Genomic DNA, 26,602 nt, shown 5'->3' on the forward strand with positions numbered 1-26,602 from the left:
GATTACGAAATAACTCCTAAAAAACCAGTGAGAATCAATAATCCTCATTTGTGAATCTATTTTTTATCATTGTGGATTAAGTAGCTTTACAACGATGAATTAGGTATAAACATTTGGCATAACAGATGATATATCAAAGAAGAGAGAAAGCGTGAGGAAAAAATAGCGCTCGTGAATGAACCTTATCATAATATTTTACATAAATAAATTTAATCGGATTATCTAGAATTTAAAAGCACATTTATTTTACCAATTCTTATACTCCCCACCATCATTCGTCAAATTCATCACCCCCATTCTGTTATTTCAAAATATATAATTTAATTATCGGGGCCCCATCTAAATTAAAAAAAATGATTAGTCGAATAGGGGAATTGGATTACTCCTCTCCCCCCTTCCAAGAACGCATTGTGCGATTTTCACCGCAATACGCTCAGGTTCTTCACTACCCGCTTTTATGGGCGCAATAGAGAAACATACGAATCGACTTTTGTGTTGAAAGGAATATTCCCGGTCTTTTATCAAAATAGACAGAATCTATAAATGGGTTTTTATCCAGTTTAAGGAATCTTCTGTATTGAATCTTCGTGTCCGAGAAGTTTGCAAGAGTTACACTCGCCGTTTTAAAAACAGACTTACGGGTCAAAGTAGGTTGCCAGTATTTCCTCGCTATCCACTTTTTCCCTTTGTTATTATGTCTGCGTTTCGCCCATGTCCAGAGCATATTCCTGAGTATCCAATCCAGTTTCTGGAAGGTTACGCTTGATGATACTGTTTTATGGTACATCGCCCATCCTCGGATGATTGGATTTAACTTTTTAATCAGGTCTTCTTGTTTCCAAGCTTTTGCAGACTTAATGACCTCGCTCAGTTTATGAGTGATTGCAGCAATAGCTTTCTTTGAAGGTTTAATCAGGAGTTTACCCTTGAATTTTCGAAAATTCCATCCCAGAAAATCAAAACCATCATCGATATGAACAATTCTCGTTTTCTCCTCGGAGAGTTCAAGACCACGTTCTTTAAGAAAATCGATAATGACCAGTTTACACTGGGCTGCAGTCTCCTTTGATTCAGCCGTTACGAGGAAATCATCCGCAAACCGAATGAGATGCACCTTCTTTCCCGGAAAACGTTCCTTTAGAATTTGTTCCATACCGTCAAGAGCCATGTTAGCCAGAGTTGGGGAAATAATTCCGCCTTGGGGCGTTCCAGATTCATTACGGTAGAGTATTCCATCAAAAATGTATCCCGCTTTCAGGAATTGGTTAAGAACTCTTGTATCCATGGGGATGTTGGTTAATAACCAGGAGTGAGAGAAATTATCAAAGCACCCCTTGATATCGCCTTCAAGAATCCATTGGGCAGAGTCTTTTCTGCTTAAACATTGAAATGCATATGCAGCTGCATCCTGTGCACTGCGATTCGTTCTGAATCCAAATGAGGTTCTGTCTGCTATGGTTTCTGCCCATGGGGTGAGAGCCATTGCAAACAGTGCCTGCATTGCACGGTCGTACATTGTGGGAATGGAGAGAGGACGCATTTTGCTCGATTGAGGTTTGGGGATGAAGGTTCGCCGGAGAGGTTTAGCCTGATATCCCTTGTCTGAAAGACTAAGAACTGCTCTCATCTTATCCTGAGGAGTACTCCATTTTTCTCCGTCCACTCCTGCACTTTTTCTTCCTTTGTTGCCAGCTACCCGGTGAACTGCTAACACTTTGGCATAATACGAATGAGTTAGCAGGTACTGGAGACGCTCAGCAAGCCGATAATTGCCATTCTTTACTGCTTTTGCGATACGTGTCTGGAGTCGCTTGACAAACGCCCTTGCTTTCTTCCATGGGAATTTTCGCCATTGTTTGGCAAGAGTTTTGTCCGAGACGTCCTCGCTGTGTTGCGTAATTGAACTTATCTCGTTCATTATAATCCATCCTGCTCGCCGTGAAAGAACCAGCTGCACGTCAGCACCCTTTCGGGTCAGGGCAAAGTCTGAACCCTTATCCACAACCATTACAGCCGGGCATTCGCTTTTTGCAGCATCCTACTCCCACTACGCATATAGTCCTCCTCACGAAGTTCCTACCTAAAAAAATTTTTTTTTTTTTTTAGGAGCGTATTGGGGTTTCCAAGTTCAATAAACCAGATAATTGTGGTATTTTAGGACTCGCCCATAGACCGGAACCAGCTACGTCCATTCGTACCAGCATCACTCAAACTACTGATACCGTGATTCTCCCTCAATGGGGACAGGGGCAAATCTCTTTCCTCCTGCTATATTTAACGATCCTGCAGCGATTCAACGTTTGTTTGTCCATGATACCTTTCCCTAGCAGTATATCCCAATGAGACTATGGGAGTAACCACTTTGTTCCTGCAGCTTCGCACCCATTTATTGCTAAACACGCACGTGCAGGTAGGGACACCCAGAATGGATTGGGGGGCTTTTTTTACCGAATTAAACCGGAATAGCAATCTGATTTACCGCTTCTTGTCGCACTGAGATCCAATAATTCTGACACCATATAGATTTTCATAGGGCTTTTAATGAATGAACAGGTATTCTGGATGCTTTTTCCGGCTCCAGATCCATGAAGAGATTTGGATGTGCCCTTTTCGTTCGGTAGGACACATATGCAATCGGAGTTTTTTACAAATAATTACGACTCATCGTTTTTTCCCGATGGTGCACTCAACTTCTCCAACCGGAGTCTGAACCGGCCTGCTCCTGACTTTATAAAACCCAGCATCGAGCATGGCATTTGCAATAAAATCTTCATGAATAGCCATATTCTGTCCCATTAGATCAGGAAGCAGCATCGAAATAACCATCTCCTCCGGTTTGGTACCATTCCGTATCGTTCCATCTGATATAGTTACAAACACTCCTCCCGGTCTTAATGCCTCATAGATCTTTTTCATGAGAGAATCAAAAGAGCCAAGGGCATAATTCAGGGTCATTGAAGCAAGGATGAGATCATACTCTTCTCCTATCGAATCATTCAGGTAATCTCCGGACATGACCGTAACTCTGTCAGACACACCATATTCAGCAGCACATCGCCTCGCAACCTCTGCAACCGGGGGTTGATCAAATAGGACTCCATTCATGGTGGGATGATCAAGGATCAGGGCAATACCAAGAAGACCCGGACCACATCCCAGATCAAGCATTCGGGAAAAGCCATTATATTCCGGAAGTGAAGATATCAGTTTTACTACTATCTGAGCCATTCCCGACCGCTGATAATTGATAGAACCCCGGGTCTGCATCTCCTGAAACTCCCTCGAACTCATAATAATCTCATTCGCACCACTATCAGGTCCATCACGAACGAGTCTTGAGATCTTTTCTGGATGAATTGAATACCAGGGATCACTTGCACAAAGATAATCACCCAGATAGGTGTCATTTCCCTTTACCAGAAAATCATGAGCAATAGGAGAATTGTAGTAACAATCACCATCTTTTTGGATCACATCAAACGCAGCAAGTGCATTCAGAAGATGAATGGTGTTTTGTTTGTGAAGATGATGTGTTTGCGCAATATCTTCTGCAGAGTGAGTCTTTTCCAGCAGGGTAAAAAGATCAAGTTCAATTGCAGCAAGGAGTATATTTGCCTCTGATTTCTTCAGGAGGAGATCCTGAAGAGGTTTGAAACTTCGTTGAATATCAGGAATATCCATGGATTAATCACCTTTATCATGGTCATGGAAATGATGCAGGTCCGGGGTATGAGGATGTGTATGGGAAACCAGCTCATGTTCATGGGGATGGGCATGGACAACTCCTTTCATAGCCGGATCATGGTGATGATTATGATGCCCATCATCATGACTGTGCCGGTGCTCATGCCTGGACGATACATGAATATGACGATGACTATGCTCTTCGGTGGCAATCAGCCATGCACCGGCTGCCATCAGGGGCAGACTGATGAGTATCTGTAATCCGGGGTTCTCACCGGGGAGTGGAAGAGAGAGGACCAGACCGATAAATGGAGCTGTTGCAAATAATGCACCGGTCCTGGCAGAACCAAGGACTCTCATCGCCCGGATGACAAAGAATATTGAAACCCCATACCCCAGGCACCCAATGAGGAGGACTACCGGGATAATTGTCAGGGACGGGGCCGGTTCTCCGATAGCATACCCCAGGCAGACACTGAATATTCCGGCTACAAATCCCTTGATCATGACAATCTGGGCAGGTTCCTTTCCGGATATAACCCGGGTAAAATTATTGTCCATACCCCAGCAGCAACATGCCAGAATTATCAGGACTGAACCCGTTGAGAGCCCAAAGGTCCCTGTAGGATCATATGATAAAACAAATCCACCAAGAACGACTGCAATAATTGCATACAGCCCACGTCTTCCCAGCGGTTCACGAAATCCAATCACCGCAATGAGGGTTGTAAAAGCCAACTCAGCATTGAGGAGCAGGGAAGCAGTTGATGCCGGTGTGGTGGTAAGACCGACCATGCAGAGGATAGGGCCGATGATGCTGCCAAAGGCTATGATCCCAACAAGCCAGGGAATATCACTTCTCCGTATAGGAGCCTCGGTTTTTCCTTCGGGATCTGTAAATCTTCGGATCAAAAGCCCCCCGGCACCGGCTCCGAGATACAGGAGCCCGGCAAGTGTGACCGGACCGATATCGAAAAGGAGAATACGGGAAGCAGGAATAACTGCACCAAACAGGACTGCGGCAAGGAGTGCCATCAGGATCGCGTCCCGGTTGGCAGGTTGCATGATAAGTTATAGTATTTGAGATCAGATAAGCTCTATCCAGCCTAATTTTTCCGAATACCCAATCTAAAATAATTATTTCTAATTGAATACCTTTTCGGATATTCGAAGCATCTCCAATGGCATGCACGTACCGATATCTTTTTAAGAAAATTTTTCCTGAATCCACATATTACTAATATATAGTTTGAGAACAATCCATATATTACTAATATATGGATCCGTTCTCACATCACAATCTTGAAACCGTCCTGATCAACCAGATTCAGCGGTTTAAAAATTCAAGCCCGGGAATACAAAGAAGAATTGACTTTTCACAGTATGTGAACCACCCTCAAATAATTGTAATTACCGGGGTTCGAAGATGTGGGAAATCCACCCTATTGAGACAAATCGCGGACTATTTTTCTTCGTATTTGTATGTTAACCTGGATGATGAAAGATTTGCAGGGATGGGAATTCATCATCTTACTGAAATAATGACAATATTTGAAGAGAATAATCCAGGTGTTCGAACCATTTTCCTTGATGAAATTCAAAACATTCCAGAATGGGAGAGGTTTGTCAGGAGGATTCATGATGACGGATATCAGATTTTTCTTACCGGATCGAATGCGCAACTCCTGAGTTCAGAACTTGGAACCCGCCTTACTGGCAGATATGTTACCATATCACTCTGGCCATTCAGATTTGATGAATATTGTAATGGTTTGGGTGTGACGGAATTTCCACGAGGATCACAGGCTGAAGCAGAAGTTCAACGATTATGTGTAAAATATCTGGAAGAGGGGGGATTTCCTGGTTTTCTGCAATATAAGGATCCGGAGATATTACATCAGATTTTTGAAGGCATTATCTATCGTGACATAATCGTCCGGTATGGAATTCGCGAAATTCTTCCCTTTCGTGAATTGTGCAGATACCTCTATTCTAATCTGACTCGAGAGGCTTCATATCAATCTCTGGCAAAATCTATTGGCGTAAAAAATGCGATGACTATCCGGTCATGGATTGGATATCTTCAGGACTCCTTTCTCATATCTGAATGCTTTAGGTTTGATTATACACTCCGTCGTCAGCATGCATATCAGAAAAAGATGTATGGGGTTGATACCGGCCTTCGAAACACTGTATCATTCAGATTTTCAGGAGATACCGGATTGTTGTTTGAACAGGCGGTGTGGATGGAATATTCAAGCCGTGGGCATGAACTGTTCTGGTTTAAAGCGGACGGGGAATGTGATTTCTTAACTTTTAACCAGGGGAAGATCACCACCTGTATTCAGGCATGTACTGAATTGACCGTGGAAAACCAGGAAAGGGAGATATCCGGATTGCTGGAAGCCATGAAAGAGACGCAATGTGATAATGGAATTATTCTGACAATGCGACAATATCAGGACATGATTATCGATGGAACTCCGATAAAGATCCGCCCGTTTTGGAATGAAGTTCTATCTAAAAGCCAGTTAATACGAAAGTCAACGTGGTAAGTTCTTATCATCAAATTAAAAAAGAAAAAAAGAAGAGTATCTCGTTATGATACCGGAGCATCAGTCGGGGCTATGGTATTACTCACTGTCGGAACTGGCCGGGGTTTATAGGTTGTAGTCGGAGCCGGGGTTGGTTTCTGGTTTTCAACTTCACAGAGTTCATTTACTGAGGGATGAAGTGGTATCACTGATGCGGCAATTGCGGTAAACTCTTCTGTCTTTGCTTTTGCATCCTCCATGGTCTCATACGAACCAAAGACTGCCACGACATTTCCATCGATCAGTCTTAAGAAGAGATTTGACGTCTTTCCATCAGAATATTTCCCATACTGGGTAACCGTATCGTTGCCAAATTCAGGTTCTGAAAGGGTTGCAATACCTGTTTTTGCATTAAATTCATCAAGGTTGACTTTCAGGTTCTCCTCCATTACCTTGGAACAATTCATATTCTGATATACCTGGATTGAGATCACATTGGTAATATCATTGTTGTCCATAACGCCGGTCGCCATTCCTGCATAGGAGTTGACCGCAAAATTAGACCAGTCGGCGGGTAATTTCACTACGAACTGGTCGTTGATTGTCTGGTTGGCGGATGATCCGGACTCGGCTGCAGAGACTGGGATAAGGACTGCAGCAATTAAAAGGCAAAAACAACTGCATAATCGAAATAGATCCATACTATCACGTACGGTTCATACGATTATGAATTTTCTGGTCAGAGAAACAATACCCCCCTGTCATACTATAGAGAACCTCTCCATCACTCCTTACTCAGCTCCATTAAGGGCATCTGCATCAAAATACCCTCCTTTTGTCATGGAAACCAGCTGATCTATAAAAGCAGACGGGAAAACATCAAGTTCAAGAAAGATATGTGCAGCAAATTCTAGAAATCCCAGCGGGTTGGCAGTTATAATGCCCTTGTCAGAGATGGACGGTGAGGGAGTGTAGTACTGTTCGCCCTGGTATTGTGGTGCATGGGCCTTCAGCCACTCGTTTCCTGCACTTGTATGCCGTACGTCATCAAGAAAACCATGCCTGGCAAGAAATAAGGTCCCCCCACAGATGGCTGCCACCGGGATCTGTGCCTGAGTACACCGGGATATAAGGGATGCCAGCTGATCAGGATCCTCCTTCTCATAATATATTGAACCGGGAAGGATTACCATGGCAACATCATCAATGTTCACGTTATCAACTGAAAAATCCGGAACAAGGGTCAGTCCCCCAACGGACCGCACCGGCTCTTGTGTTACTCCAAAGGTGCGAACCGGGTAACTATTGTTTTTGGGGATGTCGGTATACTGATCTGACAGCAATGATATTGTATACGCAGGTTCCCAGTCTGCCATACCGGGACAAAGAAAGAGAAAAACACTTTTTGATGTTGTCATTGAGATCTATAGTAATCTGCACACAGATCATGTACCCATTGTCATTCCCCGATGTTTGATACTCCCTCCTATTCAGAAATTGTGTCCGCGATCTGATCCTCGATCTAGAAACACAAAACAAAAACAGAGACAAAATCATGTGGATTAGATTTTTAGCGTCAAAACAAATCATTTGCGATACCGGAGTCAATTGAGACCTCCTGAATCATTCACTATACCAAACAAATCCAGGATTTAATTTAATCTTCTCTTTTATCTCCAAATTACCGATTCATTAGTATTATTTATTATTTCTTGATAACACTAATTTTATATATACGTACATAAAAATTTAGATAATACTAAAAATTAGGTGACTCATGTCCACGGTTACTGTTGAACAACTCCTCCCTGGCACATCAGGAATTATTTCATCAATCCAGGGAGAACCGGCTATTCGCCGAAGATTAATGGAAATGGGCGTTCTGCCAGGTTCTGAAATTACTCTAATGAAATGGGCACCGCTTGGAGATCCTGCCGAATGCAACATTCGTGGGTACAAGCTCTCCCTCCGAAGGGCAGAAGCGGCCTTGATAACCGTTGAACCAAAGAAGGGGAAGTGAATGAGCAATGGTTCCTCTTAGCCTTACAAAGAGCGGTGAAAAGGTTATAGTCAGGTCAATCTGTGGGACCGGCCACCTGGCAAAAACTTTGGGCCAACTCGGAATCATTATCGGAATCGAACTTACGATCATTCAAAAAGCAAAAGAATCGGTAATTGTCCGGATAGGAGAGAGCAGATACGCTCTTGGAGCCGGAGCGGCCAGTATGGTTCTCGTTGAACCACTTTAAAGATGACATTATGAAAGATATTCGTATATTACTTGCAGGAAACCCGAATGTGGGGAAAACGACCCTGTTTAACAGCCTATGCGGGGTACATCAGCACACCGGGAATTATCCTGGAGTGACGGTTGAGATAAAGACAGGAAAACGTCAGATGAATGAACACTCAATCATTGTATCTGACCTTCCCGGAACCTATAGTCTGTCAGCATTTACTCCGGATGAACAGGTTGCCCGTGATGCACTCCTGACATCTGGTCCAGATGCAGTGGTCCAGATCATTGATGCCACAAACATTGAGAGAAACCTGTTTTTAACCACACAACTGATGGAAATCGGACTTCCGATGATCATCGCCCTGAATATGTGTGACCTTGCAGAGGAACAGAGAATTACCATAGATGCCGATTGCCTTGAGAAGAATCTGAAGATTCCGGTTGTCAGAATTGTTGCACGGAAAGGAGAAGGAATAGAGGAATTAATAAAAACCATCATCCAGGTTTCCACAAATAAAACCCCCGTCGTCCACAGAGCGGTCGAATACCCCCATTCGGTCACATCCCACATCTCCGAAATCGGTAATTATCTCAGTGCACACGTATCACTTTTAGGCAGTCTTTCTCCTTACTACGCAGCAATACGGCTGATGGAAGGCGACGAACACCTTGAAAAGATGCTGCATGAAAAAGGACTTACCATTCCATTCATCGATACCAGTGATCCGGCAGAGCGGGACGGTATTGCAGAGGATATTCTACTGGCCAGGTACAAAACATCAGAGGAGATCACGACCTGCTCGGTGAAATGTTCCATGGGCAGGGTCATGCCCGGAGATCTTATCGACCAGGTCCTGACACATCGGTTATTCGGGATACCCATCTTCCTCTCATGTATGTGGTTTGCGTTCCAGCTCACCTTTAGTGCTTCCAATCCGTTCCTTGTTGGAATAGAATACATATTCGGGTATTTCACCGACCGAATGAACAGCGTCGATATGGATCCATTTGTCAGATCATTCCTATCTGACGGGGTAATCGGCGGACTAGGATCCGTGCTTGTCTTTGTTCCAAGCATATTTGTCATGTTCCTGCTGCTCTCCATCCTTGAAGATACGGGATACCTGGCCAGGGCAGCATTTGTCATGGACCGGCTTATGCATTCAGTCGGTCTGCATGGTCGTTCATTCATTCCGTTCCTTATCGGGTTTGGATGTAATGTACCGGCTATCATGGCAACCAGAACCCTGCAGAGCAAGGCAGACAGGATTATTACCATCATCACCATTCCGTTCATGTCCTGTGCAGCACGGCTTCCCGTATATGTACTCTTTGCAGGAGTATTCTTCGGAGCTGCAGCAGGAAATGTCATATTCTTCCTGTATGTCCTCGGAATCGCGGTTGCAATCCTTTCGGCCCTGATATTTAGGCGACTGGTATTCAAGGATGAACCATCGCCCTTCATCATGGAACTCCCCCCATACCGAAAACCAAGTGGATTTGCTGCAGCGGTTCACATGTGGTTCAAAGGCAGGGAATACCTGAAACGTGCAGGGCTTGTCATCTTTGGCGGGGTTATCGTCGTCTGGGCATTAGCAACCCTCCCGGCAGGAGTTGAATATGGATCAGCAGACAGCCTTGCAGGAATCATCGGACAGGCATTACAGCCAGTATTTGCTCCGCTTGGGTTTAACTGGCAGCTGGTCGTCGGACTCATCTTCGGATTCATCGCGAAAGAAGTCGTCGTCGGATCTCTGGGAACCCTCTATGGAGGAGAAGAGATGCTTGAATCATCCCTTGCTGCAGACCCGACCTTACATCCGATAATTGCCCTTGCATACATGGTCTTTGTCCTCCTCTACCTTCCCTGTGTGGCTGCACTCGGGGTAATCAGACAGGAGATGGGTAACTGGAAATGGACCGGAATCGCAATCGGATGGGGGATACTCGTCGCATATGTCTTCGCGTTCATCATATTACATGTAGGTTCACTCGTTATCGGAGCATAAACATGAATAATACAACATACCCTCACCAGTATCTCTATGGGTGGACAGGAATCGTGACACTGACCACCGGTATCGCCGGTATCATATCAATATTGGAAGGAGCCGGAATAGGGACTGGTCTTTTCATCCCGGATATCCCCGGTGGATGTATCCTTCTCCTTATCGCTGCACTCTTCGCTACTGCAGTCATAAAAGGCAGAACAGACCGTCCGGGCTGGATCAGCTTCTCCTACATCGGGGCCCTGCTCCTGGTAGTATTTGCCGGATGTGCAATCCTGGTTGAAACCGGTAATTTCCTTACCCTCATCATGGAGGGTGAAGAGGCACATCTCCTGACTATCGTTAGTTCATCTTTCATATGGGCAGCAATTCTCGCCATTCCCCTTCTTGCCGGAGTATCAAAACTCCTGTATGGGTGTTCATGTGGAGGTGACTGCTGTGAGTGAAGGTCTTGAAATTCTTCAGCTCATCAGTAAACGGGGAGGATGCCTCCTCTCCGAACTTGCTCTGGAACTTGATATCCCGGTACAATCAGTACAATCCTGGATATCCATGTGGTGCAGCACCGGGTATCTGAAACGGGACGAAGAAGAATCAAAAGGTTGTGCATGCAGGAAAAGCGGTATGAAATGCGTCTGCTGTCATTGTACCTGTGAAGAAAAGAAAAATTTCAGTGAAAGCAGAGTAGAACTCACGCAGCGGGGACAGACCCTTATCAGGAGGAAATGGGATGAAAAAACAAGTTCAGAAATTATCTCAGGCAATGGAAGATTACGTCGAGACAATTTATGTGCTTAGTAAAGACAAAGGATATGCACGGACTGGGGAGATAGCAAGGTCACTGAACGTCTCACCATCTTCCGTGGTTGAGATGGTCGGGAAGATAGCAAAGCTCGGTTTTGTTGAATGGAGACGGTATGAAGGGATATTTCTCTCTCCGGAGGGCAGATTGCAGGGAGAAGCCATTCACATCCGTCATGAAACACTGCGACAATTTTTTGAATTTATCGGGGTTTCTCCGGATATTGCGAATAAGGAAGCATGTATTATCGAACATGAGTTATCTCCCGTCACTACTTCTGCCATTGGAAACCGTATACATTTTTTGGGCACTCCGGCAGGATGTCAGACCATTTCTGCACGAAAACTCTTTCTGAAGATGCAGAATCCCGGAATTTCGTGGGATAATGCAGCTACCGTCCAGGAACCGGTTCTAAAAGAGATGGTCATGCACTCAGCACGGAAATCTCAGGCAAATCATGAGATCTTATCGCTTATTACCCGCCATGACCTGCTCAATACGATAACCGCCCTGTACCGGTACCTGGATCTGCTGAGGACCATGACGACCAGTGAAGAGATGAAACTTGTTGTCTCACGTATCGAAGGGACAGTCCAGGCGATGAACAGACAGGTATCAACCAGTTCAGATCATCTCATTCCAGGTCTTGCAGGACAGAAATGGATGAATCTTGGTCAGCTCATCACCCATGCAGAATCACTGGTGCTCTTAGGATCAGCAGTCGTTGAGCAAAATCTTGATTTAATTGAAATATTCGGAGATACTTTGATCGAAAAAGTGGTATATAACCTGATAGACAACGCAATCAGACATGGAGACGGGGTGACCAGGATTACATGCGGTTATATGCAGAAGGAAAACTCGCTGGTATGGTTTATCCAGGATGATGGCATCGGAATCCCTGACGAGTATAAGGATCAGCTGTTTCGGACATCTGCACAGAATAACAGAGGAACCGGCCTGTATCTTGCATATCAGGTCCTGAGTGCCTGCGGTATGCAGATAACAGAATGCGGTACATATGGAGAAGGAGCACGATTTGAGATAATGATTCCAAATGGGCTGTACCGGTTTGTGAACATGCCCATACCCAAACCCGAACCGGTTTTGCCTGACATCAGTCAACCCATATCTCATCCCTGCTCATTTCAGGTTCAATAAATTCTTTTTTTTTTCGTATTTTTTTATTCCATTTCTATAAGAGGGGTTCATTGGATAACCAGGATTATTCAGACAATAGATTTTGGAAAAAAGCAGTAATTACAAAATTCTAATAATTTTTTCAGATAATCAATTCGTTGAGAGAAACCAGGTGAGATCGGATAATCTCTGAATCATCCAAAACAGACACTAATGGAGCTGCCGGAAAGGAGGGATCTCTGTCTTGGTTTATTCAGGTGTGGAGATTACACGATCCTGATTGTCTGTCATTTCTTCATGACCGCAGATGATAACCAATAGTTACCATCAAATTCAGACAATAGTGACGACCTGCATGACCATTATAATTTATTATCTGTGATATCATTCACTTGAACAGTACCCATCAGCTGAGTATCATCTTCTGGAACATCCATATATTTCCAAAGAAATTCCGGAATGAGATCCAGTGCCAATACCCCTCTGATAGATGCATGACTTCCCATGTGACCTCCTTGTGTGAACTGATTTTATCCGCCTAAACAAAGATGATGTATCTTTGTTTGAATATTCATCCAACAGACCGATCCATTTAGACGGTTCGGAATGTATGGAAGATTGCGAGGTTTCATCCATCAGTGATGGAGATGCTCGTCAAGGTTTTTAATGTGACTGATGAGAGCTTCCAGGTCCCGTTGAACGTGTTCGATATCCCCATGAACATGGAAGAGCTCATCTTTCATATGAGAGATGAGATCTGATTTTTCACTCATTCAATACTCCTGGTTTGGGATTTTCACTCCCGCATATCACTTTCTGTTTTTTGGTAGAGATGAGAGGTGACCGAAAAAATTTCTGAAAGAAAAAAGTGACAGGCTATGAATTCAGAACAGAGGGGACTGACTCATGAAACTCAGCAAAAATCTTCATAACCCTCCCTTCAGTATCCCGATATGAAGTTGCGTACAAGAAGATCTCCTGTTCTCTGTCTCTGCAGGTAATGGTGAACGAATTCCCTGTCACATACCCGGTTCAGGGCATCATATCATTACAGATCCTCCGGATTTTATCAGGAAGAGGAAACCAGATGTTTAGGAATACATATATTCTATAAGTTTAAATATCTGCATATCAAATAGTTTGTTGTTCAAACATTATGATGTTCGAAGTGAAATGATCATGACAGAAAAAGATCAGCTCAGAGAAGAGTTAAACGAAAAACTCGTTGAGTTCTTTGACCGTTTCACATCATGGGAATCATCGGTCATTGAATCTGGAAATATGAAGATATCTGATGCCCATGCCATTGAGATTCTTGGTCATCACGGCCGGATGAATATGAAAGAACTGGCAGGCAGACTTGGTATCACCACCGGGACCACCACCATTGCTGTTGATCGCCTGGAGAGGGGAGGATTTGCCAGACGGGTCAGGGCAGAACATGACCGGCGATCCTATATTATTGAACTAACCGAGGATGGTGCACTGGCATATGAAGAGCATCACCGCCATCACCTGAACCTGGCAGGAGAAATTGCCTCGATCCTCGGGGAAGATGAGACCAGGGCTTTCATTGAAATTTTGCACAAAATAAATGAGCATATTTAAAGCAGGTGGCTCACCCATGACTTCTGGAACGAGTACCTGTGATAGGAAGACCTGCTGCTCTCATGATTGTGGGTGTACCCATGACCATGCGGAAGAGGACCTGAAAAAGACTATCATACGGCTGCTGGTATCCGGCTTTTTTGTCTTCATCGCCGTTCTGACTGAATATACTATCATCTCAGTTGCAGACGTCCAGATCCCGGCAGCTCTTGCAGCCCTTGCCCTCACTGCCTACCCAATCATTAAGGAAGCAATCCTGGGAATTAGCAGAAAAGAATGGAATGTCTGTGAACTTGCTGCCCTTGCTCTTGTTGCAGCGGTGCTGATTGGAGAATTTACTGCTGCTGCTGAAATTGCACTCATTCTCACAATAGGAGAACTGGTGGAAGACTACCTCTTTACCAGGACGAAAAAAGACCTGAATATGATGGTGCAGGCAGCCCCCACGACAGCCAGTCTCATTTTGAATGAAAAGATTCACGAAATACCAGTTGAGGATATCAGAGCCGGTGACCAGCTCATGATCCATCCGGGTGAGAGAATTCCTGTGGATGGGTATATCGTCACCGGGCATTCGGACGTGGACGAATCCTTCCGCACCGGAGAAAGTCTCCCAATCAACAAAAAACCCGGAGATGCTGTATACTCGGGAAGTATGAATCTTGACGGGGCACTGGTCATTTCCGCATCAAACCCTGCCACTCAGTCATCCTATGCAAAAGTTGTGGAACTGGTAAGAGAGGCAGGACTTCGAAGGCCTCCGTCCCACCCGATGATAGATCGGTTTGCGGGTTATTACACTCCGGTCATTCTCATCATTGCCGGTATGATTGCCCTTGCAACCGGTGACATAACCAGGGGGATCACCGTGCTTATTGTCTCCTGTCCCTGTGCACTCCTCCTTGCCACCCCGTCTGCTGTCCTTGCAGCAATCGGCCCTGCAGCGAAGCGGGGGATTCTTATAAAAAGCGGAAAATTCCTGGAGGTATGCAAGCAGATTACCATATTTGTTTTTGATAAAACCGGAACCCTGACATCAGGTGAGATGAAAGTAACATCAGTCATCCCTGAAAAGGGACATACAGAAGAGGAAATTCTTACCATAGCCGCCTCTGCTGAGCGTTCTTCCCCCCACCCTATTGCGAAATCCATCAGAGAAGAAGCCCGAAAACGGGGTATTCAGATCCCTCAGGTGGGCACAGCACGGCACATTCCCGGTAAAGGAGTAGAGGATATATGGAACGGGATGCCAATTCTCGTCGGAAGCAGAGAATTTTTAGAGGAACGCTCTGTACCTCTTCCCAAGAAGCCTCATTCAAATCAGGAGCCGACCCATGCCAATGAGACCGAGGTTCTCGTTGCTCAAAACAATGAATATATTGGTACACTATACATCTCCGATACGCTGCACACCGATACCAGAGAGGCCGTTACATCTCTGAAGCAGATCGGAGTATATAAATATGCATTGGTTACCGGAGACCATACAAACGTAGCCCGATCTATTGCAGCAGAACTCCATATCCCTGATGACATGACTTTTTCCGGACTTCTTCCACAGGATAAAGAGACATATATCGCAAGACTTCAGGAACAGGGGGAGGTTGTATGTTTTATTGGAGATGGAACAAATGACGGTCCTGCACTAGTCAGGGCTGACCTTGGGGTTGGAATCGGAAGTCGTGCAAATACCCTTGCCCTGGAGAGCTCAGGAGTCATTCTCATGGAAAAGGGTCTTTCAGCCCTTCCGTTATTTATCCGGTTAGGCAGAAAAACCAGCCAGACGATAGCACAAAATATCGGTCTTGCCCTGTTCCTGAATCTCTTCCTTATTAGTATCGCTGCCGGCGGGGCTATAACCCCGGTCATGGGGGCAATCGGTCATCAGCTGGCGACCATAGTGGTACTTATAAACTCAATCAGACTCTCCTGTTCCCTCCCGGCATAACCTTTTTCTGCATAGCATATATTCCCATATACACGAATTATACGAATACTATCGGAACAAGCTATCAGTACAGAGGCGAAGTGTTTTATAGTGATAAATGGTTAATCAGTACTATCCGTAATGGTTTTCCGGTTATCTGCATCATTAGATGCAAAAATCAGACCATATAAAAAATACGCTGACAGAATTCATCCCCCCAAAAAACCATGATCCATATCCTCTATGTAGATGATGAAGAACTCCTTTTGGACCTTGCAAAACTATTTCTTGAGAGGAGCGGAGAATTTGTCGTTGACACCTCAATAACTGCTGTGGATCTTGCAGAATCACCATCAATCAGATCCTATGATGCCATCATATCAGATTATCTGATGCCTGATATGGATGGTATCGAATTTTTAAAAAAAATCAGGGAGAAATATCCGGAAATGCCCTTCATCCTCTTCACTGGCCGGGGGAGAGAAGAGGTAGTTATTGAAGCCATTAATAACGGGGCTGATTTTTATCTGCAGAAGGGAGGAGACCCGAAAGCCCAGTTTGCTGAGCTCAGTCACAAGGTCATACAGGCAGTGAAACGAAGACAGGCTGAAAAAGAACTCCTTGAATCAGAGCAGCAGTTTTCAAAGGCGTTCCATGCAAATCCTGCAATTGCGGGGCTGTCTGATCTTGCAACCGGCAGATATGTTGATGTGAATGATGCATTTCTCGAGCGGTTATCATATACACGGGATGAGGTCATTGGAAAAACGTCTCTGGAACTCAATGTCCTGACACCAGAGAAACGAAAAGAACTTATCCATGAACTGGAGACCAAGGGGCATCTTCACAATTACGAGACCGAAATCAGGACCCGTACAGGAGAAATTCTCCATGTCCTCATATCAGGCGATATCATACTCTCTGGTGAGGATAAACTCCTGCTTGTCCAGGCGGTAGATATTACCGATCGGATAACCAGTGAAGAAGCGCTCCGTGAGAGTGAATACCGGCTTCGTTCCTTTATTGAAAATACAGCAGATGCAGTCATTCTGATCGATGAGGAAGGAGAGATTATCGAATGGAATCCTGCTGCTGAAAGAATTTCAGGCATTTTAAAAGATGAAGCACGGGGGATGAAGGCATGGGACATTATGCCCCGGATGATGCTCCCAGAAAGAAAAACCAGGCACCATCTGGAAGAGATGGAGGCACGGATAAAAGAATCCCTGAAAACCGGAATACCGGCATCACAGCAACCGGTCATTTCGGAGATCATCGGCCCGGACGGTTTAACCAGATATATTCGACAGGTCACCTTTCCTATCCCGACCAGTAAGGGGTACAGGTTTGGAATCATCATAGAGGATATAACCAGACAAAAAATCACTGAGGAACAGGCCGAAAGAAATCTCTTAAATCTGCAGAGAAGCCAGAGCATAGCCCATGTGGGCACCTGGACGCTTGATATTGCCACCCAACGGTTCTCTGCATCTGAAGAAGCCCTGGCCTTGTTTGGATATCCACCCGATTCCACCCCTTCATTAGATGAAATTGTCCACATGATCCATCCCGAAGACCGGATACGGATACGGGATGTATTCGAAAGTGCCCTCTCAACCGGGAAGTCCTACAATACCGAGATGAGGATCATTCTCCCGAAAACTGGAGAGCAACGCTATCTCTACTCATTTGGAGAGGCTGAAACCGATGAAGAGGGCAGGCCGGTCAGGGTATTTGGTGTCAATCAGGATATTACCGAACTGAAAAAGACATCATTCGCTCTTAAAGAGCAGGAGAACCAGTTCAGACATATTATTGACAACCTTCCCATATCCATAAGCATAGTCACTCCTGATGGCACCATCCGGTATGCAAACCCCCAGGCAATGACTCTTTTTGAATTTTCCAGCATGGATGAACTGTACAATACCAAGGCTCCTGATGTCTGGGCTGACCCGGGGCGGCGTCAGCTCTGGCTTGAAACCCTTCAAAAGAATGGCATTGTCACAAACTTTGAGATGGATCTGAAGACCCCGTCAGGAAAGAAATTCTGGGCGATTGGATTTGGGATTTTTATCACCTATGAAGGTGAGATGTGCATATTGTCAGCTCACCACGATATCACTGACCGGAAACGTGCAGAGGATGAACTCAAAAAGCGTGAAGAACAGTATCGATTTATAACCGAGAATTCCATCGATGTCATCTGGACCATGGACCTTTCAGGCCGGTTCACCTATATCAGCCCCTCTGTCTGGCATCTCCGGGGATATACACCACAGGAAGTGATGGAAAGTACTCTGGAAGAGACCATAAGCCCATCATCCATTGACATGGTAAAGAAAATACTAGAGGATGCACAGATGCTGATAAAACAGGGAATGGCTGTACCCCAACAAACCTTTGAGGTTGAACAGCCCTGTAAAGACGGATCCAGCGTGTGGACCGAGGTAATTGCAAGACCACTCTATGACAAATGGGGCGATCCCATCGGGTTTATCGGAGTCAGCAGGGATATCACGAAACGAAGAGAGGCAGAAGAGACGTTACGGGACAATGAGATAAAGTTCATCTCAATATTTAACCAGACTCCTGACCCCATCCTTATCATAGACAGTTCCGGGAAAATTCTTGAAGTAAATCATGGATTTCATGACATGTTCGGCCTTTCTGATGCCGATGTTCTGGGAAAACAGGTGGACGCGATACCGGCGGTATCTGCAGTGGCGGGAAGCGATATTCTTAAAGAACGGACCGGGAGAGGCGATGAGGTATACCGAAAGGAGATGATACTCACAAACCGGATGAATACACAGATCATTGCCGAGGTTGCATGGTCACAATTACTTATTCATGGTCAACCCTGTCTGCTTATTCAGATTCATGACATCAGTGAGATCAGAAAAGCCCATGATGCTGCCCAGAAGGCAAATAATAAACTCAACATCTTATCGAGCATCACCCGTCATGATATCCTCAACCGGGTCATGATTGCATCGCTTTATAGTGATGAGATCAAAGAATCAGTATCAGATCCCACCATTCTGAAGTATCTGAACGCCATCTCTCAGGCGTCAGCGGATATTGAACACCTGATCAGGTTTACCAAAGAATACCAGGACCTGGGAACGGCAGCTCCTGCATGGCAACAGATCCAGTCGGTATTCAGTCAGCCGGGAATCATCAATCTCACAAAAGGCATCAGAATTGACTCATATCTCGGAAAGCTAGAGATATATGCAGATCTCATGCTCGAGAGAGTGCTTTATAATCTGGTTGAGAACTCAGTCAGGCATGGACAGAATCTCACTCATATCACAGTAGCATACGAAGTTCGGGACACCGACTGCATCCTCACCTATGAAGATGATGGCGGTGGTGTTCCGGTAGAAGAGAAGGAAAAAATATTTGAAAGGGGGTTTGGGAAAAACACAGGAATGGGATTGTTTTTAATCAGGGAGATTCTCTCAATCACCGGGATAGAGATCCATGAGACCGGCATCTATGGTTCAGGTGTACGATTTGAGATCCGGGTTCCATCTGGAAAATGGCGCCAGGAATAGAGATGATACTACAACATCAAAATCCAGGAGTCCCCGTATATGATCACAGGAATACATCCCTTGACAGGATAATGCCAGAATCAGACGAAAGTGGATATCACAGGAGTATCTGATCGTCATGGAGAAGGATGAACCTGATCTCCAAACCCGGAGTTGTATGATATCACACCTTCGTAATATCAGGATTCCAGATAAATTACCCCTCATTCTGCTTATTGTTACCAGTGTATCTGCAATTATTATTAGTATTATCTCTCTCCAGTCAGGTTGGACAACAATATTCCAGAACCTGTACTATTTTCCGATAATTATCGCCTGTGCATTTTATTTCCTGCGTGGCTTTCTCTTCTCCGTTATGCTCATAGTTTTTTACATCACTCTTATCTTCCTGTATACCCGGGATCCCTCCATCCTGGCCGGGGAAGGGATACGGGCAGTTATATTCACCCTTGTTGCCGGAACAGTTACCTATCTTTCAGTTCAAAAAGAGAAAGCAACCACAGATCTGGCAGAGCGGAATATCGAACTTCAATCGGCATATGAACAGATACAAAGTTCAGAAGAAGAACTCAAGCAGCAACTTGAGGAGATATACACTGCACAGCAGGAGATAGATGACCGGGAACATACCTACCGTCAGCTCTTTACCTACAATAGTGCCGGCATAGCCCTTCATGAGATCATCTGTGATACTGATGGAAATCCTGTAAACTATCGGTTTATCGAAGTAAATCCGGCATTTACTGAGTTAACCGGACTCAGGGAAGAAGAGATCATTGGCAAAACCGTCCTTGAAGTATTACCAGGAACTGAACAGTACTGGATTGATCTCTATGGCAGAGTAGCCCTGACCGGCCAGTCCGCCCATATTGAAAACTATAGCCGGGAACTTGATAAATATTTTGAAGTTACCGCCTATTCCCCAAGAAAAGGACAATTTGCTACTCTGATTCAGGACATCACCGAAAGGAGCAGACATGAGGCTCTCCTCAAAGAGACAAATGCATACCTTGAAAACCTGATCAACAATGCAAATGTTCCCATTCTTGTCTGGGACAAAAACCTTCTGATCACCAGGGCCAATCACTCATTTGAACTCCTGAGTGGATGGAATGCTGATGATCTGAAAGGAAAAACTCTTGAAATACTCTTTCCACCGGAGAATGCAGCAGAATCAATGCGGCTTATCAGGACCACTCATGACGGGGTCAGGTGGGATACGGTCAGACTTGCTATTCAGCACCGGAACGGCGAGATAAAAACCATCGTGTGGAATTCCTCCACCATTTATGATCCTGATGGACAGGTAATTGCAACCATTGCCCAGGGAAGAGATATCACCCAGGAGATCCACCTTGAAGAAGAGAAGGAGAAACTGACCACCCAGATTCAGGAGAATATTGCAAAACTTGCTATCCTGAATGACGGAATAAGAAATCCACTCACGATCATAACTTCTCTTATCGACATGCGAGATATGATCGATTCGGGAGAGCTGGAAAGACAGATCAGGGAGCAGGTATCACGAATCGATGATATGATCCAATCTCTGGACCAGGAATGGGTAAATTCTGTAAAGATACTGGACTATCTCAGAAAACATCATCACATTCACAAATACGCCCGGAATGGGGAAAGAATCAAGCAGAAGGGCAGCAGCCTGAAACATGAAGACCCCCAAGGGCAGTTCGTACCTGACAGCAAAACACTCTTAATTGAAGAGGTACAAGCCCAGCTCTATACGATACTGGACAGCATTGATGCTATCATCTACGTTGCTGACATGGAAACCTATGAGCTGCTCTACATTAATAAAAAGGCACGAGCAGTCTTTGGTGATGATACCGGGAGGAAATGTTATCAATGGCTGAATGAGGGCCGAAATGCCCCGTGTGAATTCTGCACAAATATGCGGCTGGTTGTGAATGCAGAGCCTGCCGGCGTATACCGGTGGGAATGTCACAACCCATCAAATAACCGGTGGTATGACTGCCGGGACCGGGCTATCAGGTGGACAGACGGAAGACTGGTCAGGCTGGAGATAGCCACAGACGTCACCGATGAGAAATGTATAGATGATACACGAAATTACCTTCTTCATTCAGATTACCTCCAGTTCGGAGAAGACTTCTTCCAGTCTGTCGTCCGGTACCTCAAAGAGATCCTCGCAGCATCCTATGTCTCAATCGATATTCTAACCGGAAATAATGAGGCACAAACCCTTGCATCCTGTCCCGGTTTTGATGATCGTGAATCAGGGTCATTTCCGATTCATCATACCATATTCCCTCATGTTATTGGGAAAAAGATCTGCTCATATGACCACAATGTGCACCTCGCTTTTCAGGATGATCCCCTCCTTTTGAACCTACAGGCCAATTGTTATGTCGGGACAACAATCTGGAGTTATTCAGGAATTCCTATCGGAGTCATCTCGGTCATTTGGAAAAAGGAACCTGAAACCCTGCACCTTGCAGAACCTCTTCTCAAGATGGTGTCTGTCAGAGCATCAGGAGAGATAGAGCGTTTGCAGGCAGAAAAGCGACTAAAAGAGAATGAAACCAGAATCAGGGAGAAACTCTCCTCTCTCCTTGAACCTGAAGGAGATATCAGCAGCCTGGACCTGGCACAGATCATTGATACCGACGAATTACAGCTTCTGATGAATGATTTTTACGCAGTCTCCGGGATTGGAGTTGCCATTATTGATCTGAAGGGAAATGTCCTGGTTGCGACCGGTTGGCAGGATATATGTGTGCAATATCACAGGATTCATCCGGAGACCTGTAAAAACTGCATTGAAAGTGATACGATCTTATCACAGGGTGTATATCCGGGTACATTCCGGTTGTACCGGTGTAAAAACAATATGTGGGATATCGCAACGCCCATTACCATAGGAAACACCCATATTGGAAATCTGTTTCTGGGGCAGTTTTTCTTCGATGATGAAGAGATTGACAAAGAACTATTCAGAAAGCAGGCACAAACGTATGGATTTGACGAAGATGCATACATACGGGCTCTTGAGAAGGTTCCCCGGTGGAGTCATCAGACGGTTGATCATGTCATGCACTTTTACACCCGGCTTATACACCTGATATCACAGGAATGCTGGAGTACAATTACCCTTGCACGGACAGTGAATGAGCGGGATACCCTCCTTGAGGAGGCATGGGAGAAGGATGAGGAATTACACCACCAACTTGAAGAGTTGCGGGTCGCTCATACAGACCTTATCAAAACAGAGGAGGCACTCAAAGAGAACCTGCAAAAATTAAGAGATCTGATAGAAACATCACCAGATATCATCTGGGAGATAGATGCAAAGGGAAATTTCACCTATATCAGCCGGCAGGTGTTTGATCTTCTTGGATATACCCCTGATGAACTGCTCAATTCATCAATTCTCAAACTTGTACAGAAAGAATCCCACGAGATGGTCCTTGCCGAACTTGCACAACACCTGCAATTACCTGGGAAAGTTCATTCCCTTATCGTCTCTGCACAACATAAAGACGGCACAGAACGAATCATGGAGATTCGGGCAAACCCGGTTGTGAATGATGATGGAATTGTAATCGGGATGCGGGGGATTACCCATGATGTCACCGAGCTCAAATCTGCAGAACAGGAGTTACTAAGAAGTGAGGAAAAATACCGGCATATCTTTGAAGATGCTACAATAGGGATATTCCAGACGACACCATCCGGGCAGATTATCATGATCAATGATGCAATGGCACGGATGTTTGGGTATGAAAACCAGGCCGAAGTATTCAGGCTGAACCGGAGAGTAGACCAGGATCTGTATTCCATATCAAAGGACAGAAAGGCCCTTTTAGAAGATCTGAAATCAGGCCAGCCGGTATTTCTCAGAGAGATAGAATTTAAGAAAAAAGACGGAACTATTTTCACAGGTTCGGTCAATGTCCGGACTATTTCTGATGAAAAGGGGAACCCCATCCTCTACGAAGGGACAATTATTGATATTACCGAACATAAACAGATCGAAAAGGCGATTGCTCAAAGCGAAGAACGGTTCCACAAAATACTCGATCTTGTTCCTGATATGATCTCAATCCATGACCCGGAGATGAATATCATCTATAGCAACTGGAATGGATTCGGATCAGTTCCTCCAGAATGCCGGATAACTGGTTCAAAATGTTATACAACCTACCGTGGCCTGGATACTATATGTCCTGACTGCCTGGCAGGTAATGCATTAAAAACCAAACAGGCAATTGAGACCGAAGTGAAACTACCGGAAGGAATATGGATTGATCTCCGGGTCATTCCCCTGCTGAACGATGAAGGGGAAGTTATTCTTTTCATGGAATGCGTCAGGGATATTACCGAGAAAAAACTTGCCGACGAAGAACTCTGGGAAGAGCGGCAGCGTCTCGCTAGTATAATCGCCGGAACCAGGGCAGGAACATGGGAATGGAATGTCCAGACAGGAGATGTCACCATCAATTCCATATGGGCAGAGATGCTGGGGTATTCCAGAGATGAACTTATGCCGGTGAATATCCATACCTGGGAAAATCTCACTCACCCTGAGGATCTTCCTATCGTGATGGATATCCTGGAAAAACATTTCAACAAAGAAAATAGTCATTATGATGCAGAATTCCGGATGCGACATAAAAACGGGAATTGGGTATATATTCATGATCGCGGACAGGTAATGTCCTGGACTGACGACGGGTCACCCCTCATGATGTATGGAACCCATACCGATATTACAGAGAAAAAAGAAGCGGAAAAAGCACTTTTTGAGGCAAATAAGAAATTAAATCTTCTCTCTGACATTACCAGGCATGATATCAGGAACTCACTAACCAGCCTTCTTATCTTCCTTGATAAAACCAGACTTACCCCAATTTCAGAGGAAACAAAGGAGGACATTGACAGAATTGAAAAGATTGCCCTTATTATACAGAAAGCCATAGAATTTACTCATGAATATCAGAATATCGGTGTGAAACAGGCAGTATGGCATGATATTGCAGCAATGGTTCAATCGGTATCAGAGCAGCTGCAAAAGGAACCCGTCAGATTCAGAATAGATCTGAACGGTCTTGAGGTCTTTGCCGATCCGCTTATGGAACGGGCAATATTAAATATAATTGAAAATGCTTTCCGGTATGGAGGTCCCGATCTCTCAGAGATACGGATTTACTATGAAGATGAATGTCAGGATGACCATCTCTCATGGATAATTGAAGATAACGGAGCCGGAATCCGTGATGACGAAAAGCCACACCTCTTTGAGCATGGATATGGGAAAAATACCGGTTTTGGGTTATTTTTCACCAGAGAGATCCTGGCTATTACCGGCATTACCATTGAAGAGAACGGGAGTTATGGACATGGAGCAAGGTTTGAGATTCGAATTCCACGGGGAAAGTGGAGGATGGAGAGTTAAATTAAAATCACATGTACAGAGGATATAAGAACTCATGAAGAGATTTATAGAAATTACACATTCTTTTTCATAGCCAGAGGATGATGACTTTGAAAAAACTTCCCATAGGTATCCAGTCCTTTTCCACCATCATTACCGACGGGTATGCCTATGTGGATAAAACTAAATATATTTCAAAACTCGCTCTACAGGGTAAATATTATTTTCTCTCACGGCCCCGAAGATTTGGTAAAAGCCTTCTTATTGATACCATCGATTGTGCATTTTCTGGAAAACGGGATCTCTTTTCAGGATTATATCTTGACACAGCAGAATCAGGATGGGATTTTTCTTTCCAATACCCGGTTCTCAGAATTGACTGGTCAGTTGCACCAGTCCGGACACCAGAGGAGCTCGAGCGGAGAATTCATGAAATTCTGGACACTTGGGCTCTTCATTATGAATGCACCCCGGTTCCCTCTACGAGTGGGGGAAAATTAGATTTTATAGTCAGAACTATTCAGCAGAAGACCGGGATGCAGGTAGTAATACTCATCGACGAATATGATAAACCGATCCTGGATACCCTGAAAACACCGGGTATCGCTGCAGAGATGAGGGATATGTTGAGGGACTTTTACGGAGTCCTTAAATCCCTCGATTCCAGCCTGAAGTTTGTGATGCTTACCGGCGTCTCAAAATTTGTAAAGACAGGGATATTTTCCGGCCTGAATAACCTGAATGATATCACGCTTGACAGATCATACTCTGCTATCTGTGGATATACAGAATATGATTTAGACCAGGTGTTTAAAGCATATATTCATGAATTTGATAAAGATAAGGTCAGGGAATGGTATAATGGCTATTCCTGGACCGGAGAACGAGTATACAATCCCTTTGACATTCTTCTTCTCTTTTCCAAAGGAATATTCAGACCATACTGGTTTGAGACCGGGACACCGGGTTTTCTCATCGAGCTGTGGAAAAATGCTCCACGTTTACCGGCAGAATTTGACGGGATGGTTGTCGGAGAAGAAATTTTAGGATCTTTTGATCCTGAGCAGATTCGAGTTGAAACGCTCCTTTTTCAGGCAGGGTACCTGACGATCCATTCCTGGGAGAGTAATCCGGATATCGGGACATGGTATACCCTGGGATTTCCAAACCGTGAAGTAAGAGAATCCTTTAACCGAATGATTCTATCTATTCTCGGTCCGGATACACCGAATATATCTGTCCCGGCTTATCGGACAATTTTGGAGAGTGGTGATACCGAGGGATTGCGTACCCGTATCCAGGCATTGTTTGCATCAATTCCTCATGACTGGTACAGGAAAAACCCGATTTCTCAATATGAAGGCTATTATGCCAGTGTTTTCTATGCATGGTTATCCAGTCTTGGTTTTACCGTAATCCCTGAGGATGTCACAAATAAAGGGAGGATTGATCTTTCAGTTCAGACCGGCCTCATTACATGGATATTTGAATTCAAGGTGTTCGGAATTGATCGCAGTGGAGAGAGAAACCCTCTTGACCACATTAAAAATCAGGGATATGCTGAGAAGTACCTGGCTGAATCAAAACAGGTGATTCTGGTCGGTATCGTATGGAATCCGAAAACACGGAATATTGAGCAATGGGAAGTGGCAACCGAATAGTACAATGAGAAAATTTCAGGCG

At 44.7% G+C, this 26,602-nt stretch carries 18 protein-coding genes; 12 read left to right on the plus strand and 6 right to left on the minus strand.

All coding sequences use genetic code 11. The features are described from left to right. Positions 1-445: 445 nt before the first annotated feature. The 3 genes from ltrA to MHUN_RS07025 form a co-directional block, all read right to left on the minus strand. Entirely contained in the window at positions 446-2,008 is a 1,563-nt protein-coding gene (ltrA, locus tag MHUN_RS07015; RefSeq protein WP_239441587.1) for a group II intron reverse transcriptase/maturase, read from the minus strand. 653 nt (positions 2,009-2,661) lie between these two features. After that, on the minus strand, positions 2,662-3,681 hold the full coding sequence (locus MHUN_RS07020) for a methyltransferase (RefSeq protein WP_011448353.1): 1,020 nt from the start codon (positions 3,679-3,681) through the stop codon (positions 2,662-2,664). Positions 3,682-3,684: 3 nt separating this feature from the next. Beyond that, entirely contained in the window at positions 3,685-4,749 is a 1,065-nt protein-coding gene (locus MHUN_RS07025) for a DMT family transporter (protein WP_048067353.1), read from the minus strand. A gap of 212 nt (positions 4,750-4,961) precedes the next feature. Between MHUN_RS07025 and MHUN_RS07030 the strand changes: the two genes are divergently transcribed. After that, positions 4,962-6,239: an ATP-binding protein gene (locus tag MHUN_RS07030; protein WP_011448355.1), complete on the plus strand. Its 1,278-nt coding sequence runs from the start codon at positions 4,962-4,964 to the stop codon at positions 6,237-6,239. A gap of 44 nt (positions 6,240-6,283) precedes the next feature. Here MHUN_RS07030 and MHUN_RS07035 read toward each other — a convergent pair whose 3' ends face one another. Continuing rightward, positions 6,284-6,919: a hypothetical protein gene (locus MHUN_RS07035; protein ID WP_011448356.1), complete on the minus strand. Its 636-nt coding sequence runs from the start codon at positions 6,917-6,919 to the stop codon at positions 6,284-6,286. A gap of 90 nt (positions 6,920-7,009) precedes the next feature. Continuing rightward, positions 7,010-7,636: a type 1 glutamine amidotransferase family protein gene (locus MHUN_RS07040; RefSeq protein WP_011448357.1), complete on the minus strand. Its 627-nt coding sequence runs from the start codon at positions 7,634-7,636 to the stop codon at positions 7,010-7,012. A gap of 359 nt (positions 7,637-7,995) precedes the next feature. Here MHUN_RS07040 and MHUN_RS07045 point away from each other — a divergent pair, with 359 nt between their 5' ends. The 6 genes from MHUN_RS07045 to MHUN_RS17385 are packed head-to-tail and all read left to right on the plus strand — an operon-like array spanning position 7,996 to position 12,429. Beyond that, the gene (locus MHUN_RS07045) at positions 7,996-8,238 is read left to right on the plus strand and encodes a FeoA family protein (protein WP_011448358.1); all 243 of its coding nucleotides are present in this window, start codon (positions 7,996-7,998) and stop codon (positions 8,236-8,238) included. Positions 8,239-8,245: 7 nt separating this feature from the next. Continuing rightward, positions 8,246-8,467 carry a FeoA family protein gene (locus MHUN_RS07050; RefSeq protein WP_011448359.1) on the plus strand — a complete coding sequence of 74 codons (222 nt, stop codon included), beginning with the start codon at positions 8,246-8,248 and terminating at the stop codon, positions 8,465-8,467. A gap of 10 nt (positions 8,468-8,477) precedes the next feature. Then, positions 8,478-10,466, plus strand: a complete 1,989-nt coding sequence (gene feoB, locus MHUN_RS07055) for a ferrous iron transport protein B (protein ID WP_011448360.1) — start codon at positions 8,478-8,480, stop codon at positions 10,464-10,466. Positions 10,467-10,468: 2 nt separating this feature from the next. Then, positions 10,469-10,912: a hypothetical protein gene (locus MHUN_RS07060; protein ID WP_011448361.1), complete on the plus strand. Its 444-nt coding sequence runs from the start codon at positions 10,469-10,471 to the stop codon at positions 10,910-10,912. Beyond that, positions 10,905-11,264, plus strand: a complete 360-nt coding sequence (locus MHUN_RS07065; protein ID WP_011448362.1) for a hypothetical protein — start codon at positions 10,905-10,907, stop codon at positions 11,262-11,264. Before MHUN_RS07060 ends, MHUN_RS07065 begins: the two co-directional genes overlap by 8 nt. Beyond that, on the plus strand, positions 11,197-12,429 hold the full coding sequence (locus MHUN_RS17385; protein ID WP_083758418.1) for an ATP-binding protein: 1,233 nt from the start codon (positions 11,197-11,199) through the stop codon (positions 12,427-12,429). Before MHUN_RS07065 ends, MHUN_RS17385 begins: the two co-directional genes overlap by 68 nt. 614 nt (positions 12,430-13,043) lie before the next feature. Here the strand turns inward: MHUN_RS17385 and MHUN_RS19200 are convergent. Next, the gene (locus MHUN_RS19200) at positions 13,044-13,181 is read right to left on the minus strand and encodes a hypothetical protein (RefSeq protein ID WP_204223048.1); all 138 of its coding nucleotides are present in this window, start codon (positions 13,179-13,181) and stop codon (positions 13,044-13,046) included. A 406-nt stretch (positions 13,182-13,587) separates the two neighbouring features. Here MHUN_RS19200 and MHUN_RS07075 point away from each other — a divergent pair, with 406 nt between their 5' ends. The 5 genes from MHUN_RS07075 to MHUN_RS07095 all read left to right on the plus strand — a co-directional run bounded on the left by MHUN_RS07075 (position 13,588) and on the right by MHUN_RS07095 (position 26,580). Next, positions 13,588-14,016: a MarR family winged helix-turn-helix transcriptional regulator gene (locus MHUN_RS07075; RefSeq protein ID WP_011448364.1), complete on the plus strand. Its 429-nt coding sequence runs from the start codon at positions 13,588-13,590 to the stop codon at positions 14,014-14,016. 16 nt (positions 14,017-14,032) lie between these two features. Further along, positions 14,033-15,964, plus strand: a complete 1,932-nt coding sequence (locus tag MHUN_RS07080; RefSeq protein ID WP_011448365.1) for a heavy metal translocating P-type ATPase — start codon at positions 14,033-14,035, stop codon at positions 15,962-15,964. A gap of 206 nt (positions 15,965-16,170) precedes the next feature. Continuing rightward, the gene (locus MHUN_RS17390; RefSeq protein WP_011448366.1) at positions 16,171-19,506 is read left to right on the plus strand and encodes a hybrid sensor histidine kinase/response regulator; all 3,336 of its coding nucleotides are present in this window, start codon (positions 16,171-16,173) and stop codon (positions 19,504-19,506) included. A gap of 118 nt (positions 19,507-19,624) precedes the next feature. After that, a complete protein-coding gene (locus MHUN_RS17395; protein ID WP_052288841.1) occupies positions 19,625-24,940 on the plus strand; it encodes a PAS domain S-box protein in 5,316 nt (1,771 codons plus the stop codon). 83 nt (positions 24,941-25,023) lie between these two features. Further along, a complete protein-coding gene (locus MHUN_RS07095; protein ID WP_048067355.1) occupies positions 25,024-26,580 on the plus strand; it encodes an ATP-binding protein in 1,557 nt (518 codons plus the stop codon). The last annotated feature ends 22 nt before the right edge of the window (positions 26,581-26,602 follow it).

Origin of the sequence: Methanospirillum hungatei JF-1 (assembly GCF_000013445.1) — an archaeon.
GTDB classification, from domain to species: domain Archaea; phylum Halobacteriota; class Methanomicrobia; order Methanomicrobiales; family Methanospirillaceae; genus Methanospirillum; species Methanospirillum hungatei.